This window comes from Herbaspirillum sp. WKF16 (assembly GCF_028993615.1).
Lineage (GTDB): Bacteria > Pseudomonadota > Gammaproteobacteria > Burkholderiales > Burkholderiaceae_D > Herbaspirillum.
On the sequence record NZ_CP118632.1, the window covers coordinates 4,772,564 to 4,789,258 of the forward strand.

Consider the following 16,695-nt stretch of genomic DNA (forward strand, 5'->3'; position numbering starts at 1 on the left):
ACGTGACGACTGCCGCCACCGCTCCCCACGCCGGCCGGGCGCGGATCCTGCTGCTGCTCCTCGGCGTGGTGTGGGGCCTGAACTGGCCGGCGGTGAAGGTGGCGCTGTCGGGCGTGTCGCCCTGGGGCCTGCGCAGCATCGGGCTGGGCGCCGCGGCCTGCACCGTGTTCGCGCTGGGGCTGGCGCGCCGGCGCAAGCTGGCGGTGCGCGCCGGCCGCGACCGCCTGCACATCGCCGTGGCCGGCGTGCTCAACATCGCCGCCTTCAACATCCTCCTCACCTTCGCCCAGCTGGGCGCGGCCACCTCGCGGGTGGCCATCATCACCTACTCCATGCCGCTGTGGGCCACGCTGCTGGCGCGCTTCGCGCTGGGCGAGCGGCTCGATCGCGTGCGCGTTGCCGGCCTGCTGCTGGGCGCCTGCGGACTGGCATTGCTGCTGGCGCCGCTGGCCGGGGGCGGGCTGCCGCGCGGCATCCTGCTGGCGCTGGGCGCGGCCTTCACCTGGGCCGCCGGCACCATCTACACCAAGTGGGCGCGCATCTCGGCCGAGCCGCTGGCGGTGGCCGCCTGGCAACTGCTGATCGGCGCACTGGTGGCGCTCACCGGCCTGCTCAGTTTCGAAGGCATGCCGCACTGGCCCAACTGGCATGCGGTGCACAACGCGGTGCTGGTGGCGCTGGCCTACCACATCGTCTTCGGCATGGCGCTGGGCTACATCCTGTGGTTCAACATCATCAGCAGCCTGCCGGCCGGCGTGGCGGCGCTGGGCACGCTGCTGGTGCCGGTGGTAGGCGTGGCCGGGGCCGTGCTGCTGCTGGGGGAGCGTCCCGGGCTATCCGACCTGGGCGGCTTCGCGCTGATCTTCTGCGCGGCGCTGTGCGTGCTGTTGCCCCGCAACATGGGTGCGCGCCGCGACGCGCCCTGAGCGCGCGGCCATACGGCAATACAACAGCACGGCATTTTTCCATCCGCCTGCCGGGACGCAAACCGCCATTGCTGTGTTAGGCTCAATCGAGGCCGCGATATTGTTTATATCGTTAGCCGGATAACGACAGGCGCGCCGCCACACCAACTACAAGTAAAACGGCGCGCAGCCAAGAGAATGGGAGACGGGATGAAAAACCTCAGGATAGGCGTGCGCCTCGGCATCGGCTTTGTTTCCCTGTTGGCCCTGATGGCCATCATGGTGGGCCTGGCGGTATGGCGCCTGGAGGACATCGGCGACGCCACCGACGACATGGTCAAGGTGGCGCTCAAGAAGGAGCGCGACGCGGTGCAGTGGCATGCCGCGATCAAGGAAAACGGCGTGCGCACCTTCGCGGTGATGAAGAGCGACGACGCGGCCTTCCAGCAATATTTCCAGAAACAGATCGACGCCGAGTCGAACAAGGTCAGCCAGCTGCAGAAGCGGGTCGAGTCCGCCATCAACGATCCCGAGGAAAAGCGCCTGTTCGACGAGGTCGGCAAGCTGCGCGCCGTCTACCGCGACACGCGACAGAAGATCTTCGACATGAAGAAGGCCGGCGACGTCGAACGGGCGCGCGAGATGACCGACGCCACGCTGGTCAAGATGATGGATGGCTATGCCGACAGCGTGCAGCGCTATGCCGAGTTCCAGAAGAAATTCATCGACGACGCCGCCACCAGCATCGACGACAACTATCGCTCCGGGCGCAGCATGCTGATCGCGTTGGGCTGCATCGAGCTGCTGCTCGGCGCCGCGCTGGCCTGGCTGCTCACGCGCAGCATCACGCGGCCGCTGAACCAGGCGGTGGCGATCGCCGAGAACGTGGCGGCGGGCGATCTCACCTCGCACATCACCAGCGACGCGCAGGACGAGACCGGCAAGCTGCTGGCGGCGCTGCGCACCATGAACGGCAACTTGCTCGATATCGTCGGCCGCGTGCGCAGCGGCACCGACACCATCAGCAACGCCTCGCGCGAGATCGCCACCGGCAACCTCGACCTCTCGGCCCGCACCGAACAGCAGGCCGGCTCGCTGGAGGAGACCGCCTCGGCGATGGAACAGCTGACCTCGACCGTGAAACAGAACGCCGACAACGCGCGCCAGGCCAACCAGCTGGCGGCCTCGGCTTCCGAGATCGCGACCCAGGGCGGCGACGTGGTGGATCAGGTGGTGGAAACCATGGGCGCGATCCACGCCTCGTCGCAGAAGATCGCCGACATCATCGGCGTGATCGACGGCATTGCCTTCCAGACCAATATCCTGGCGCTCAATGCGGCGGTGGAAGCGGCGCGCGCCGGCGAGCAGGGGCGCGGCTTCGCGGTGGTGGCGTCGGAGGTGCGCACGCTGGCGCAGCGTTCGGCGGCGGCGGCCAAGGAGATCAAGCAGCTGATCGACGATTCGGTGGCGAAGGTGGACGACGGCAGCCGCCTGGTGGCCAAGGCCGGCGACACCATGAGCGAGGTGGTGGCCAGCGTGGCGCGGGTCTCCGACATCGTGCGCGAGATCACCGCGGCCAGCTCCGAGCAGAGCGACGGCATCGAGCAGGTCAACCAGGCCATCACCCACATCGACGAAGCCACGCAACAGAACGCGGCGCTGGTGGAAGAAGCGGCGGCCGCCGCGCAGTCCATGCAGGACCAGGCGGCGGCCTTGTCGGAAGCGGTCAGCGTGTTCCGCCTGGAAGGCGGGCGCGCCGCTGCGCCGGCGGCGTGATCAGCGCGGCACGTCGCCTTCGACGGTGGTGCGGTACAGCGTGCGGCGCAGGTGCTGCGGCGTGATGGCCGCATAGTGCTGGGTGCTGCGGTTGTCCCAGAACACCATGTCGTGCGGCTGCCACTTGTGGGTGTAGACGTTGTCGGGGCGGGTGATGTGCAGATGCAGCTCCTTCAACAGTGCATCGCTCTCGTCGCGCGGAATGCCGACGATGTGCGAGGTGAAGCCTTCGCTGACGAACAGGATCTTGCGCCCGCTCTCGGGATGGGTGGTGATCACCGGATGCTCCACCGGCGGCACCTCGTCGATCTGCTTTTGCGTGAGATCCGGGCGCCACGGCGAGAGCTTGCGCAGGCGTTCGTAGCGATAGACGTAGGAGTGCACCGCGCGCTTGCCTTCCAGCAGCTTCTTCACCTCGGCCGGAAGCGTGTCGTAGGCCTCGGCGGTGTTGGCGTACAGCGTATCGCCGCGCTCGGCCGGCAGCTCCTGCGAGTGCAGCAGCGCGCCCAGGCTGGGCTTGGGCATGTAGGAGAGGTCGGAATGCCAGTCGGCGCCGGCGTCGACCAGGCCGATCGGCTTGCCGTCTTCCACCACGTTGGAGACGATCAGGATTTCCGGATGATCTTTCAGGTGGAAGCGGTTCAGCACGTGCACCTGCAGCGGGCCGAAACGGCGGCTGAATGCGATGTGCTGCTCGGGCGTGATGCGCTGGTCGCGGAAGACCACCACGCCATGCCTGACGAAGGCGGCGCGGATGCCGGCCAGCTCGTCGTCGGCGACCGGACGGTTGAGGTCGAGACCGATGATTTCCGCTCCCAGCGGACCGCCCAGCGGACGGATTTCGAACGATTGGCGCGAGGCGTTTGCGCGTTCCAGGGTATCCAGCGACATGTCAGCTCCTGAGCTTGCGTGAATGGCCGCCGACGGCACAGGAAAAGGCCCGGCAGCGAAAAGCATTCATTACACTCCCGGCCGATCATGCGGACAACGAATAAGAACGCATATCCTTATTCGCCCGTCGTCTACCTTGCCCAACCCCGACCTTGCGCAACGCTACAATACGCGCCATGGACAAGCCCGACCCCGACCTGGATCAAATCCCGCTGCCGCAGCCGCGGCAGGCGGCGCGCGAGCTGCCGCCGCGCCCGTCCTGGGCGGGCATGTCGGAGGCCGAAGTGGCCGCCCGGAAACAGGCGCGCGAGCAAAAGGATGCGCAGGTGCGCGGCGTCGCCTCGATCGACCAGATGCGCCGGGACATCAGGCGCGCCGGCGGCGCGCTGCCGGCGATCTCAGAAGTGCCCCGCATCAGGCCGCCCGGCGCCGCGGCGTTCCGCGCCCGCGCGGCGCTGGGCCTGCCCTTCGTCATCACCGGCCTGGTCGGCAAGTGGCCGCTGTCGGCGCTCACGCCGGCCGGCCTGCGCGAGCGCTTCGGCCGGCTGGCGGTGCGGGCGCGCACCGGCGACTACATCAATACCGCCTTCGCCCCGGACCGGGCGATGCAGGATATGTCGCTGCTCGATTACCTGGATCTGGTGGCCGGCGGCGCGCAGGAGCTGCCCCCTTACCTGGGCAACCTGGAGCTGCGCGAGCTCAACGCGCTGTGCCACTGGCCCAGCTGGTTCGACAAGATGGGGCCGCCGCGCTTCTGGATCGGCCCGGCCGGCACCGTGACGCCGCTGCACTGCGACTATGACGACAACATCTTCGCGCAGATCTGGGGCAGCAAGCGCATCTGGCTGGCGCCGCCGCATCACGATGAATTCCTCTATCCCAGGGAGGCCAACGCCATCCTGTTCGGCTCGCCCTTCGACCCCGACCGGCCCGACTACGAACGCTTCCCGCTGGCCCGCCAGGCGGCGCTGACCGAATGCGTGATGCAGCCCGGCGAGCTGCTCTACCTGCCTGCGGGCTGGTACCACCAGGTCAGGTCGCTGAGCTTCTCGCTCTCGGCCAACCGCTGGGCCAGGGCGCTTCCGCTGGCGCTATCCGGCGCCGGCTGAGGCGCCTCACTCCCGACTGCGCAGCCAGGCCCGGTGCAGCCGCGCCACCGCGCGCGCCAGCTCGTCGGCCGACATCGATGCGAACCCCAGGCGCAGGCCGTTGATGGATTCGCCCGTGGGCGAGAACTGGCTGCCGCTGCGCACGAACAGCGACTCATCGACGGCATGCCGCGCCATGGCGTCGACGTCGACCTCTTCACCAAAGGTCACCCACAAGGCCAGCCCGCCCTCCGGGGGGCGCGTCGCGGCGAGCGCGCCGAAGCTGCGGTGCAGGCACCCCAGCAGCACTTCCTGGCGCGCGCGGTAGTGCTTGCTGCTGCGCCGCACGTGCCGTTGCAGCTCGCCGCCGGCGATCAGCGCGGCCAGCATCTTCTGCATCACGGCGTCGCCGTGGCTGGTGAGCAGCCGCTGGTTTTTCTCCAGCGCGCCGATCAGGTTGGGCGGCGCCACCACGAAGCCGCAGCGAAAGCTCGAGCCCAGCAGCTTGGACAGCGAACCGACGTAGATCACGCTGCGCTGGCGCGGGCCGCTGGCCAGCGGCGGATAGGGGCGGCCGGCGAAGTGGTATTCGTGGTCGTAGTCTTCCTCGATGATGGAGAACGCATGTTGCGCGGCCAGCGCCAGCAGCTTCTCGCGGCGGTCGGCGCGCAGGCTGACGGTGCTGGGGAACTGGTGGTGCGGCGTCAGGTAGATGAAGCGGATGGGCATGCGCCGGCACAGGTCTTCGACCTGCTGCACCACGCAGCCGTCGGCGTCGATGTCCACCACCTCCACCCGCGCGCCCAGCGCACGGAAGATGGCCCAGGCCGGCGGGTAGCTCAGGCGCTCCATCACCACCGTATCGCCGGGCCGGATCAGCGCCGCGGCGGCCAGGTGCAGCGCCATCTGCGTGCCCTGCGTGACGCAGATGCAATCGGGCGAGACCGCCAGTGCGCGCGTGGCGCCCAGCATGCCCGCCAGCGCCGCGCGCAGCTGCTGCTCCGCTTCGAGATTGCCGTAACGCACGCCGCCGGAGCGCAGGCTGTCGCGCATCGCATTGCGGTAGTGACGATGCAGCACCGCCTGCGGCAGCAGGCGATGGTCGGGCGCGCCATTGTCGAAGTACATCATGCGCCCGTCCTGGATGCGTCCATGCGGCGGCAGGCCGTCGAAGTAGGCCGGCAGGGACGGCGACCGGAACGGCGGCAGGAAGCTGCGCTGGCCGGCGCGCCGCGCGACGGGCGGCGCGGCGCCGGCGTCGAAGGCGTCGCTGACGAAAGTGCCGCTGCGCTGGCGGCTCACCAGCCAGCCCTTGATGACGGCTTCCTCGTAGGCCACGATCACGGTCTTGCGATTCACCCCGAGCATGAGGGCCATCTCGCGCGTGCCCGGCAGCGGCGCGCCGGGCGGCAGGCGGCCGTCCCTGATGGCGCGCGACAGGCCGCCCAGGATGTCGCGGTAGGACAGCGCGGGCGAGGCGCGATCGAGGTCGAGCAGGATGCGCCAGTTTCTCATCTGGACCATGTGAACTTTCGAAAACTGGAGGTTTGTACGGTCCTATTCTAGCCGCACAATCCCCCCATCGAATGAACAACGGAGGATCAGGTGCGGGACAGACACGTCATTGAGATCGGCGACGGCGGCAAGCGTTTCGAGGCCGGCGACGAATTGCTGCTGGACGCGGCGCTGGCCGCCGGCGTGGCGGTGCCCTTTTCCTGCCGCCGCGGCGAATGCGGCTGCTGCAAGGTGCGGGTGCTGGCGGGGCGCCATCGCGCCGAGCCCTACGCCGCGCTGGGTACGCCTTATTCCTTGGCCGCGAATGAGATGCTGCTGTGCCAAAGCCACGCCTGCGGCGACATGCGCATCGACATCCCCGGCTGGTCGCTGGAAACGCAGGCCCTGCGCTTCGAGGCCACGGTGCTGGAGAAGAGCGCGCTGGCCGCCGACATCATGCGCCTGCTGCTGCAGCCGGCGCCGGGACAGTCGCCTGAGATCCGCCCCGGGCAATACATGAAGTTCTACCTGGAGGACGGCAGCAGCCGTTGCTTCTCGGTCGCCAACCTGCCCCGGGACGACGACGGACGGCTCGAATTCCATATCCGGCGCGTGCGCGGCGGGCGTTTCTCGCACGCCATGCTGGACGCGCTGCAGGCCGGCGACCGGCTCAGCCTGGAGGGCGGCTTCGGCGCCTGCACCTGGCAGGCCTCGGGCGCGTCGGCGCTGGTGCTGTTGGCCACCGGCACCGGCTACGCGGGCGTGAAGCCGATCCTGCTGGCGGCGCTGGCGGATGCCGGCGCATCGTCGCCGGTGACGCTGTACTGGGGCGGCAAGGAGGCCGGCGATTTCTACGACCGCGCCTTCCTCGATGCGCTGGCCGCGCGCAATGCCCGCTTCCGCTGGTTCGGCGTCGAAGGCCATGTGCAGGACACGGCCCACGGCCACCGGTACGACTGGCCGGCAGCGCGCGTCTATGCCTGCGGCAATCCGGCGATGATCGCCGCGGTGCGCGCGGGCTGCGGCGAGTGGGGCGTGGCTTCGCATGAGCTGGTGACGGAAGCCTTCGTCCCCTCCGGCGCAAGCAGCGCGCCGATGGCGCCTGGCAGTCTCGATCCCGTGCTGGAGCGGGTTGGCCCGCGCTATTCCCTGGATGGCATGCTGGCCGCGCGCGAGCAGTCGATACGCGCGGTCGCGCAGATCGCCGGCAAGCTGCGCGTGGGCATGACGACCGCGCAGGCGCTGGAGATGGCCGACCGCCACCTGCGCGACATGGGGGCCTCGCACACCTGGCACCCGACCTACATCCGCTTCGGCGACGACACCGTGCGCACGCCGCGCCAGGGCGTGCGCAAGCAACGCGCGCTGCGCGAGCGCGACATCGTGGTGGTCGACATCGGCCCGGTGTGGGATGGCTATGAGGGCGATTTCGGCGACACCTTCGTGTTCGGCGACGACCGCCTGCACCGCGCCTGCGCGCAGGCCGCGCGCGACGTTTTCAGCGCCGCCAGGCAGGCCTGGAAGACCGGCCTCACCGGCCGCGAGCTGTACGACTTCGCGCAGGACGAAGCCATGCGCGGCGGCTGGGCGCTGGAGCGCAACCTGGCCGGCCACCGCGTCTCGGATTTCCCGCACGCGCTGTTCGGGCCGGCCAGGCTGGCCGAGATGGACATCGTGCCGGGCGAGGCGGTGTGGGTGCTGGAGATCCAGCTGCGCCACCCGGAGCTGGCCATCGGCGCCTTCTACGAGGACATCCTGATCGGATTGCCTGGCCAATAGGGTCGGCGTCGCCGCGCCGAAAAAAAAGCCGCATCCCCGGATGCGGCTTTTTGCGTTGCGGGCCGACGCCTGGATCAGCCGGCCAGCTTCTTGCGCAGCAGCTCGGTCAGCTGGGCCGGATTGGCCTTGCCGCGCGAAGCCTTCATGGCCTGGCCGATCAGGGCATTGATGGCCTGCTCCTTGCCGGCGCGGAACTCGGCTACCGACTTCTCGTTGGCGGCCAGCACCTGGTCGACGATGGCTTCCAGCGCGCCGCTGTCGGAGGTCTGCTTGAGGTCCTTGGCTTCGATGATGTCGTCGGCCAGCGTGTCCTTGTCGGAACCGGCTTCCCACATCGCCGCGAACACTTCCTTGGCGCTTTTGTTGGAGATCGTGTTATCGGCGATGCGCCGGATCAGCAACGCCAGCTGCGCAGCCGATACCGGCGACTGCGCGATGTCGGTGCCGGAGCGGTTCAGCGTCGAGGCGACGTCGCCCATCATCCAGTTGGCGGCGGTCTTGGCCTGGTCGCGGCCGGCGGCGGCCACCACGGCTTCGAAGTAGGACGCCATGGCCTTGGACTGGGTCAGCACGGCGGCGTCATAGTCGGGCAGCGCGTAGTCGGCCACGAAGCGCTCGCGCATCGCGCCCGGCAGTTCCGGCATGGTGGCCCGCACGCGTTCGATCCACTCCTGGGCGATGACCAGCGGCGGCAGGTCGGGGTCGGGGAAGTAGCGGTAGTCCTGCGCGTCTTCCTTGCTGCGCATGGAACGGGTTTCCTTCTTGTCCGGATCGTAGAGACGGGTTTCCTGCACCACGGTGCCGCCGTCCTCGATCAGCTCGATCTGGCGGCGCACTTCGTAGTTGATCGCATCTTCCATGAAGCGGAAGGAGTTCAGGTTCTTGATCTCGCAGCGCGTGCCGAATTCCTGCTGACCGACCGGGCGCACGGAGACGTTGGCGTCGCAGCGGAATGAACCCTCCTGCATGTTGCCGTCGCAGATGCCCAGCCACATCACCAGCGAGTGCAGCGCCTTGGCGTAGGCCACCGCCTCGGCGGCGCTGCGCATGTCGGGTTCGGTGACGATCTCCAGCAGCGGCGTGCCGGCGCGGTTGAGATCGATGCCGGACATGCCCTGGTAGTCCTCGTGCAGCGACTTGCCCGCGTCTTCCTCGAGGTGGGCGCGGGTCAGCTGCAAGCTGCGGATCTCGCTCTTGCCGTCCTTCTCCAGCACGTAGGAGATCTTGCCGCCCTGGACCACCGGGATTTCATACTGGCTGATCTGGTAGCCCTTCGGAAGATCCGGATAGAAGTAGTTCTTGCGCGCGAACACCGAGCGCGGCGCGATGGTGGCGCCGATGGCCAGGCCGAACTGGATGGCGCGTTCGACCGCGCCCTTGTTCAATACCGGCAGCACGCCCGGCAGCGCCAGGTCGACCGGGCTGGCCTGGGTGTTGGGCTCGGCGCCGAAACGGGTCGACGAGCCGCTGAAGATCTTGGATTGCGTCGAAAGCTGGGTGTGCGTTTCGAGGCCGATGACGACTTCCCACTGCATGATGTTGTCCTTGCTGATTCTGCGTTGATGTTGACTGGGGCGCGCGGCTTATGCCGGTTCGCGCAGGTGCCAGTCGGTCGCTTGCTGGAACTGGTGCGCCACGTTCAGCAGGCGGGCTTCGTCGAAATAGTTGCCGATGATCTGCAGGCCGACCGGACGCTTGCCGTTCTTCTCGCCCTGGCCGAAACCGCAGGGAATCGACATGCCCGGCAGGCCGGCCAGGCTGGTGGACAGCGTGAAGATATCGGCCAGGTAGTTGGCTACCGGGTCGTTGGTCTTGTCGCCGAGATCCCAGGCGACGGTGGGCGCCACCGGGCCCATGATCACGTCGCACTGGCGGTCCGGGCCTTCGAGGGCGCGCTGGAAGTCCTGAGCGATCAGGCGGCGGATCTTCTGCGCCTGCAGGTAGTAGGCGTCGTAGTAGCCGTGCGAGAGCACATAGGAGCCGACCAGGATGCGGCGCTTCACTTCCTCGCCGAAGCCTTCCGCGCGCGACTTCTTGTACATGTCGGCCAGGTCCTTGTAGTCGGCGGCGCGATGGCCGTAGCGCACGCCGTCGAAGCGCGACAGGTTGCTCGACGCTTCGGCCGGCGCGATCACGTAGTACACGGGAATCGACAGTTCGGTCTTGGGCAGCGAGATGTCGACCAGCGTGGCGCCCAGCTTCTCGAACTCGGCCAGCGCGGCGCGCACGGCCTGCTCGACGTCGGCGGCCAGGCCGGCGCCGAAGAATTCCTTGGGCACGCCGATGCGCAAGCCTTGCAGGCTCTTGTCCAGCGCGCGGTTGAAGTCTTCCTTCGGACGCTGCAGGCTGGTGGAGTCGCGCTCGTCGAAGCCGCTCATGGCGTTCAACAGCAGGCCGCAGTCTTCGGCGGTCTTGGCGATCGGGCCGCCCTGGTCCAGCGAAGAGGCGAAGGCGATCATGCCGAAGCGCGAGACGCTGCCGTAGGTGGGCTTGATGCCGGTCACGCCGCACAGCGCCGAGGGCTGGCGGATCGAGCCGCCGGTGTCGGTGGCGGTGGCGCCCGGCGCCAGGCGCGCGGCCACGGCGGCGGCCGAGCCGCCGGAGGAACCGCCCGGCACGGCGACCTTGTCCCAAGGGTTCTTGACCGGGCCGTAGAAGGAGTTCTCGTTGCCCGAGCCCATGGCGAATTCGTCGCAGTTGAGCTTGCCCAGCGTGACCGCGCCGGCGGCGTTGAACTGTTCCACCACGGTCGCGTCGAAGGGGCTCACGTAGTTCTGCAGCATCTTCGAGCCGGCGGTGGTGCGCCAGCCGCGGGTGACGAAGATGTCCTTGTGGGCGATCGGGACGCCGGTCAGCGGACCGGCGTCGTTGCCGGCCAGGCGAGCATCGGCGGCGCGCGCCTGGGCCAGCGTCAGTTCGCGGTCGACGTGCAGGAAGGCGTTGAGATCGCTGGCCTCGATGCGGTCGAGGAACAGCGTCGCCAGTTCGGCGGCGGAAATCTTGCGCGCTTGCAGCTGCGCGGACAATTCTTTGAGAGTGAGCTTGTGCATGGATGTGATGTCGCTGCGTGTCTTGCGTTGCTGAGGGCGCCGCCAAATGCGCCGGCCCCGGTGTCGTGACGGGGCCGCGTCGATCCGGCGGCCCGTTTCCGAATTTATTCGATGACCTTGGGCACCAGGTACAGGCCGTCCTGGGTCGCCGGGGCGGGCTGCTGGTAGTCTTCGCGGCGATTGCCCTCGGTCACCGCATCCTCGCGCAGGCGCAGGGCCAGCGCCGGCTCGATGGCGGCGATCGGGTGCGACAGCGGCTCCACGCCGGCGGTGTCGACGGCCCGCATCTGCTCCACCAGGGCGAAGATGCCGTTGAGCTTTTCCAAGGTTTCGCCGGCCTGGGCGTCGGTCAGCTCCAGGCGGGAAAGATTGGCGATGCGTTTGACGTCGGAAAGGGCTAGTGACATGGTCGAAGGGCGCGCGAAGGGCGCCACGTAATGTTGAAAGACGGTTGACAAGCAGTTGGGTGCGCCGCAAGCCCCGCTGGAAGAAGGTTTCCGTGGTGCGGCCGCGGCCGGGATCGCCTTCTCGCGCGACGCGTCTCCGGGGTCTTCGACCTCGCGGCCGAAAAGTCGAGAAAACCGCGCCAAATGGCCGCCGGGCGGCCCCGAAGATCGGGAAGTTTTGGCGGTTCTGCTTGCTGGTTTCTGTGGAATTATAAGGTAGAATGTCGGATTAATGCCTTGCTGGCGCGGGTTTTTCGCGTCGCCGCGGTCATGAACGAACACCCCCCCTATCAAAAAGCTAGGCGCCCCGCGAGGGCGCATCAGGACAATTCATGTTTGGATTTTTACGTAGTTACTTCTCGAATGACCTGGCGATCGACCTGGGCACTGCGAACACGCTGATCTACGCGCGCGGCCACGGCATCGTCCTGGACGAGCCTTCGGTGGTGGCGATCCGTCAACAGGGCGGCCCCAACGGCAAGAAAACCATCCAGGCGGTGGGCAAGGAAGCCAAGCAGATGCTGGGCAAGGTGCCCGGCAACATCGAGGCGATCCGCCCGATGAAGGACGGCGTGATCGCCGACTTCACGGTCACCGAGCAGATGCTCAAGCAGTTCATCCGCATGGTGCACGACTCCAAGCTGTTCCGTCCCTCCCCGCGCATCATCATCTGCGTCCCCTGCGGCTCGACCCAGGTGGAGCGCCGCGCGATCCGCGAATCGGCCCTGGGCGCCGGCGCCTCGCAGGTCTACCTGATCGAGGAGCCGATGGCCGCGGCGATCGGCTCCGGCCTGCCGGTCTCGGACGCCACCGGCTCGATGGTGGTCGACATCGGCGGCGGCACCACCGAAGTGGGCATCATCTCGCTGGGCGGCATGGTCTACAAGGGTTCGGTGCGCGTGGGCGGCGACAAGTTCGACGAAGCCATCGTGAACTACATCCGCCGCAACTACGGCATGCTGATCGGCGAACAGACCGCCGAGGCGATCAAGAAGGAAATCGGCTCGGCCTTCCCGGGCTCGGAAGTCAAGGAAATGGAAGTCAAGGGCCGCAACCTGTCCGAAGGCATCCCGCGCTCCTTCACCATCTCCAGCAACGAAATCCTGGAAGCGCTGACCGATCCGCTGAACAACATCGTGTCGGCCGTCAAGAACGCGCTGGAACAAACCCCGCCGGAACTGGGCGCCGACATCGCCGAGAAGGGCATGATGCTGACCGGCGGCGGCGCGCTGCTGCGCGACCTGGATCGCCTGCTGATGGAAGAAACCGGCCTGCCGGTGATCGTGGCCGAAGACCCGCTGACCTGCGTGGTGCGCGGCTCGGGCATGGCGCTGGACCGCATGGACAAGCTGGGTTCGATCTTCTCGTCCGAGTAAGCCTCCCGCGGCCGGCCCTGCGCCGGCCAGCAGCACCGCCGGCAGCCGCAAGGCGCCGGTTTTCCGGGGAACCGATACGTTCGATATGACGCAGTTCACTCCGACTTTCCCTCAGGCGCGCAACATCATTGCGCCCGCGGCGAAGGCTCGGCTGGCGGACCGTCGCACGGGCGATCCGGCTCCCCTTTTCATATCGTTTTCGACGCAGGAAGTGAGTGCGCCCTCCTGCAGCCGGCCGCAGGATCAGCATCCTGCGCCGCTGCGGGCGGCCTGACGCCATGGAAATCCCACCACTCTTCAAGCAGGGCGCCTCGGCCCGCGTTCGCGTCACCGTCTTCGCCCTGCTGTCCATCGTGATGCTGGTGGTCGACGCCCGCATGCATGTATTGGGCACGGTGCGCCAGGGCATCGGCGCCGTCCTCTACCCGTTCCAGACCGTGGCCATGGTGCCGCGCGACGCGGCCGCCAGCGTGGCAGACTACTTCACCTCGGTCTCCGCGCTGCAGAAGGAAAACCAGGGCCTGCGTCAGCAGCAGATCGTCAATTCGCAGCTGATGCAGCAGGAGCGCCAGCTGGCGGCCGAGAACGCGCAGCTGCGCAAGCTGCTGGACATGCAGCAGAAGGTGCCGGTCAAGTCCATCGTGGGCGAGATCCTGTACGACGCGCGCGACCCCTTCACCCGCAAGATCATCCTCAACCGCGGCTCCCAGCAGGGCGTGGCCACCGGCCAGCCGGTGATCGACGAGGTGGGCATCGTCGGCCAGGTCACGCGCGTCTTCCCGTTCACCTCGGAAGTCACGCTGCTGACCGACAAGGACCAGGCCATCCCCGTGCAGGTGCTGCGCAACGGCCTGCGCAGCGTGGCCTACGGCCGCGGCCAGACCGGCGCGCTGGACCTGCGCTTCATGCCGGCCAACGCCGACATCCAGAAGGGCGACACGCTGGTCACCTCGGGCATCGACGGCGTCTACCCGCCAGGCCTGTCGGTGGCCACCGTGGTGCTGATGGAGACCCGCTCGGCCGACTCCTTCGCGCGCATCGTCTGCCAGCCGCTGGCCGGCATCGACCGCCATCGCCAGCTGCTGATCCTGCTGGTGGAACAGAACCTGCCGCCGCGTCCCGAACCTGACGTGACCGACGAAAAATCCGCCAAGCTGTTCAAGCGCCGCCTGCGCGACAGCACCCGCGACACCTCCGCCGACGACGCCAACGCCACGCCCAAGGACAAGCCGGTCGACGAGCGCAAGGGCGCGGCCAACGTCGCCGCTCCGGCGCCCGCCCCTGCGGCGCCGGCGAACGCGGCCAAGCCGGCCGCCAAGGAATCCGCACGATGAACGATCATTACATCCTCCTGCCGGCCAACCCGCTGTTCATCGCGTTCAGCCTGGTGGTCGCCTTCCTGCTCAACCTGATGCCCTGGGGCCAGATCGTCGGCGTGCCCGACTTCGTGGCGCTGGCGCTGGTGTTCTGGAGCATCCACCAGCCGCGCAAGGTCGGCATCAGCATCGCCTTCCTGATGGGCCTGCTGATGGACGTCAACGAGGCCACGCTGCTGGGCGAGAACGCGCTGGCGTACACCCTGCTGTCCTACTTCGCCATCATGATCCACCGCCGCGTGCTGTGGTTCCCGCTGCGCACGCAGGCGCTGCACGTGCTGCCGCTGCTGCTGCTCACGCAGGCGGTGCAGCTGCTGGTGCAGCTGCTGGTAACCGGCAAGTTCCCGCACTGGTTCTATTTCAGCGAAAGCGTCATCTCGGCCATCCTGTGGCCGGTGGTGAGCCTGCTGCTCCTGGCGCCCCAGCGGCGCGCCATCAACCGCGACGCCAACCGCCCCATCTGACGGTCCTGAGACTGACTCCGCATGACCGAATTCAAGAACACCGCGCATGAGCTCAAGCTGTTCAGGCTGCGCCTGCTCGCGGGAAGCGTGCTGGTGCTGGTCTGCTTCAGCCTGCTGCTGGCGCGCTTCCTGTGGCTGCAGGTGGTGCGCCACGACGCCTACGCCGCGCAGGCCGAGGAAAACCGCATCTCGGTGGTCCCCATCGTGCCCAACCGCGGCCTGATCCTGGACCGCAACGGCGTGGTGCTGGCGCGCAATTACTCCGCCTATACGCTGGAAATCACGCCCTCCAAGATCCGCAGCAATATCGACGACCTCATCGACGAGCTGGGCACGCTGGTGGAAATCCAGCCGCGCGACCGCCGCCGCTTCCGCCGCCTGCAGGAAGAATCCAAGAACTTCGAGAGCGTGCCCATCCGCACCCGCCTGACCGACGAGGAAGTGGCCAAGTTCACCGCGCAGCGCTACCGCTTCCCGGGCGTGGAGGTGCAGGCGCGCCTGTTCCGCCAGTACCCCTACGGCAAGACGGCGGCGCACGTGATCGGCTACATCGGCCGCATCAGCGCCCGCGACGCCGAGCGCATCGCCGATTCCGACGACGAGGCCAACTACAACGGCACCGACTACATCGGCAAGGAAGGCCTGGAAAAGAGCTACGAGAGCCAGCTGCACGGCACCACCGGCTACGAGGAAGTGGAGATCTCGGCCAGCGGCCGCGCGGTGCGCTCGCTCTCGCGCACGCCGGCCACGCCGGGCAAGAACCTGATCCTGTCGATCGACATCGAACTGCAGAAGGTGGTGGAAGAAGCCTTCGGCGACCAGAAGGGCGCGCTGGTGGCGATCAACCCGGCCACCGGCGACATCCTGGCCTACGTCTCGCAGCCATCCTACGATCCCAACCTGTTCGTCGAGGGCATCGACCAGCAGAGCTGGGACGAATTGAACAAGTCGCCCGACCGGCCGCTCCTGAACCGCCCGCTCTCCGGCACCTATTCGCCCGGCTCGACCTACAAGCCCTTCATGGCGCTGGCCGCGCTGGAACTGGGCAAGCGCCGCCCCCAGGACGCCATCCGCGACCCCGGCTACTTCATCCTCGGCAACCACCGCTTCCGCGACGACAAGGAAGGCGGCCACGGCGTGGTCGACATGTACCGCTCGATCGCCATCTCCTGCGACACCTATTACTACATGCTGGCCAACGACATGGGCGTCAACGCGATCCATGACTTCATGAAGCCCTTCGGCTTCGGCCAGATCACCGGCATCGACCTGGAGCACGAGAAGCGCGGCATCCTGCCTTCCACCGAATGGAAGCGCACCTCCTTCCGCAAGCCGGAGCAGAAGCGCTGGATCGCCGGCGACACCGTCTCGCTGGGCATCGGCCAGGGCTACAACAGCTTCACCCCGCTGCAGATGGCGCAGGCCACCTCGATCCTGGCCAACAACGGCGTGGTGATGAAGCCCCACCTGGTCAAGATCATCGAGGACGGCGTGACCCACGAGCGCACCGAGACCGTGCCCAAGGAAAGCTACCGTATCCCGCTGAAGCAGGAAAACATCGACTTCATCAAGCGCGCCATGGTCGGTGTGGTCAAGGAAGGCACCGGCGGCGCCGCCTTCCGCGGCGCGCCCTACGAGTCGGGCGGCAAGACCGGCACGGCGCAGGTGGTCAACATCGCCAAGAACCAGAAGTACGACTCCAGGAAGCTCTCGCGCATCTACCACGACAATGGCCTGTACATCGGCTTCGCGCCGGCCGACGCGCCGCGCATCGCGATCGCCGCGGTGGTCGAGAACGGCGGCTGGGGCGCCGGCGTGGCCGCGCCGCTGGTGCGCAAGGCGATGGATTACTTCATGCTGGGCAAGAAACCCAACGAGCCGATCAAGTCGGTGGCGCCGGCCGAGGCCGTGACCTCGGACCAGCCGGTGGAGGGCCCGACCGCCGACGACGCCGGCAACACCCCGACCGTCCAGCCGGACGTGCAGGAGTGAGGATGGCCTTCGTTTATCATTCCCGTGCGCGCCGCTTCGGTGCCGGCGCCGCGTTCAA

The 16,695-nt window shown here is 67.7% G+C and carries 12 protein-coding genes and 1 pseudogene; 8 read left to right on the forward strand and 5 right to left on the reverse strand.

The window, feature by feature from the left end:
• The first annotated feature begins 2 nt into the window (after positions 1-2).
• Entirely contained in the window at positions 3-926 is a 924-nt protein-coding gene (locus Herbaro_RS21520) for a DMT family transporter (protein ID WP_275011641.1), read from the forward strand.
• 189 nt (positions 927-1,115) lie between these two features.
• Positions 1,116-2,757: pseudogene (locus Herbaro_RS21525) on the forward strand (methyl-accepting chemotaxis protein).
• Here the strand turns inward: Herbaro_RS21525 and Herbaro_RS21530 are convergent.
• The gene (locus Herbaro_RS21530) at positions 2,682-3,572 is read right to left on the reverse strand and encodes a TauD/TfdA dioxygenase family protein (RefSeq protein WP_275011642.1); all 891 of its coding nucleotides are present in this window, start codon (positions 3,570-3,572) and stop codon (positions 2,682-2,684) included. The pseudogene Herbaro_RS21525 and the gene Herbaro_RS21530 overlap by 76 nt on opposite strands.
• Before the next feature lie 176 nt (positions 3,573-3,748).
• Here Herbaro_RS21530 and Herbaro_RS21535 point away from each other — a divergent pair, with 176 nt between their 5' ends.
• Complete coding sequence (locus tag Herbaro_RS21535; RefSeq protein WP_275011643.1) at positions 3,749-4,681, forward strand: cupin-like domain-containing protein; 933 nt, start codon at positions 3,749-3,751, stop codon at positions 4,679-4,681.
• A gap of 6 nt (positions 4,682-4,687) precedes the next feature.
• Here Herbaro_RS21535 and Herbaro_RS21540 read toward each other — a convergent pair whose 3' ends face one another.
• Positions 4,688-6,184, reverse strand: a complete 1,497-nt coding sequence (locus Herbaro_RS21540) for an aminotransferase-like domain-containing protein (RefSeq protein ID WP_275011644.1) — start codon at positions 6,182-6,184, stop codon at positions 4,688-4,690.
• An 81-nt stretch (positions 6,185-6,265) separates the two neighbouring features.
• On the opposite strand from Herbaro_RS21540, the gene Herbaro_RS21545 reads away from it, so the two are divergent.
• On the forward strand, positions 6,266-7,933 hold the full coding sequence (locus tag Herbaro_RS21545) for an NAD(P)H dependent flavin oxidoreductase family protein (protein ID WP_275011645.1): 1,668 nt from the start codon (positions 6,266-6,268) through the stop codon (positions 7,931-7,933).
• A gap of 74 nt (positions 7,934-8,007) precedes the next feature.
• Here the strand turns inward: Herbaro_RS21545 and gatB are convergent, their stop codons facing one another.
• From gatB to gatC, 3 genes are all read right to left on the reverse strand, one after another.
• Entirely contained in the window at positions 8,008-9,486 is a 1,479-nt protein-coding gene (gene gatB / locus Herbaro_RS21550) for an Asp-tRNA(Asn)/Glu-tRNA(Gln) amidotransferase subunit GatB (protein ID WP_275014073.1), read from the reverse strand.
• A gap of 30 nt (positions 9,487-9,516) precedes the next feature.
• Positions 9,517-10,983: an Asp-tRNA(Asn)/Glu-tRNA(Gln) amidotransferase subunit GatA gene (gene gatA / locus Herbaro_RS21555; protein ID WP_275011646.1), complete on the reverse strand. Its 1,467-nt coding sequence runs from the start codon at positions 10,981-10,983 to the stop codon at positions 9,517-9,519.
• A 104-nt stretch (positions 10,984-11,087) separates the two neighbouring features.
• A complete protein-coding gene (gene gatC, locus Herbaro_RS21560) occupies positions 11,088-11,390 on the reverse strand; it encodes an Asp-tRNA(Asn)/Glu-tRNA(Gln) amidotransferase subunit GatC (protein WP_275011647.1) in 303 nt (100 codons plus the stop codon).
• A gap of 371 nt (positions 11,391-11,761) precedes the next feature.
• Between gatC and Herbaro_RS21565 the strand changes: the two genes are divergently transcribed.
• The 4 genes from Herbaro_RS21565 to mrdA all read left to right on the forward strand — a co-directional run bounded on the left by Herbaro_RS21565 (position 11,762) and on the right by mrdA (position 16,637).
• On the forward strand, positions 11,762-12,805 hold the full coding sequence (locus Herbaro_RS21565; protein WP_180666880.1) for a rod shape-determining protein: 1,044 nt from the start codon (positions 11,762-11,764) through the stop codon (positions 12,803-12,805).
• Between the two features lie 278 nt (positions 12,806-13,083).
• Positions 13,084-14,139, forward strand: a complete 1,056-nt coding sequence (mreC, locus tag Herbaro_RS21570) for a rod shape-determining protein MreC (protein WP_275011648.1) — start codon at positions 13,084-13,086, stop codon at positions 14,137-14,139.
• Positions 14,136-14,645 carry a rod shape-determining protein MreD gene (gene mreD, locus Herbaro_RS21575; RefSeq protein WP_275011649.1) on the forward strand — a complete coding sequence of 170 codons (510 nt, stop codon included), beginning with the start codon at positions 14,136-14,138 and terminating at the stop codon, positions 14,643-14,645. Before mreC ends, mreD begins: the two co-directional genes overlap by 4 nt.
• A 21-nt stretch (positions 14,646-14,666) precedes the next feature.
• Positions 14,667-16,637, forward strand: a complete 1,971-nt coding sequence (gene mrdA / locus Herbaro_RS21580) for a penicillin-binding protein 2 (protein ID WP_275011650.1) — start codon at positions 14,667-14,669, stop codon at positions 16,635-16,637.
• Positions 16,638-16,695: the final 58 nt, after the last annotated feature.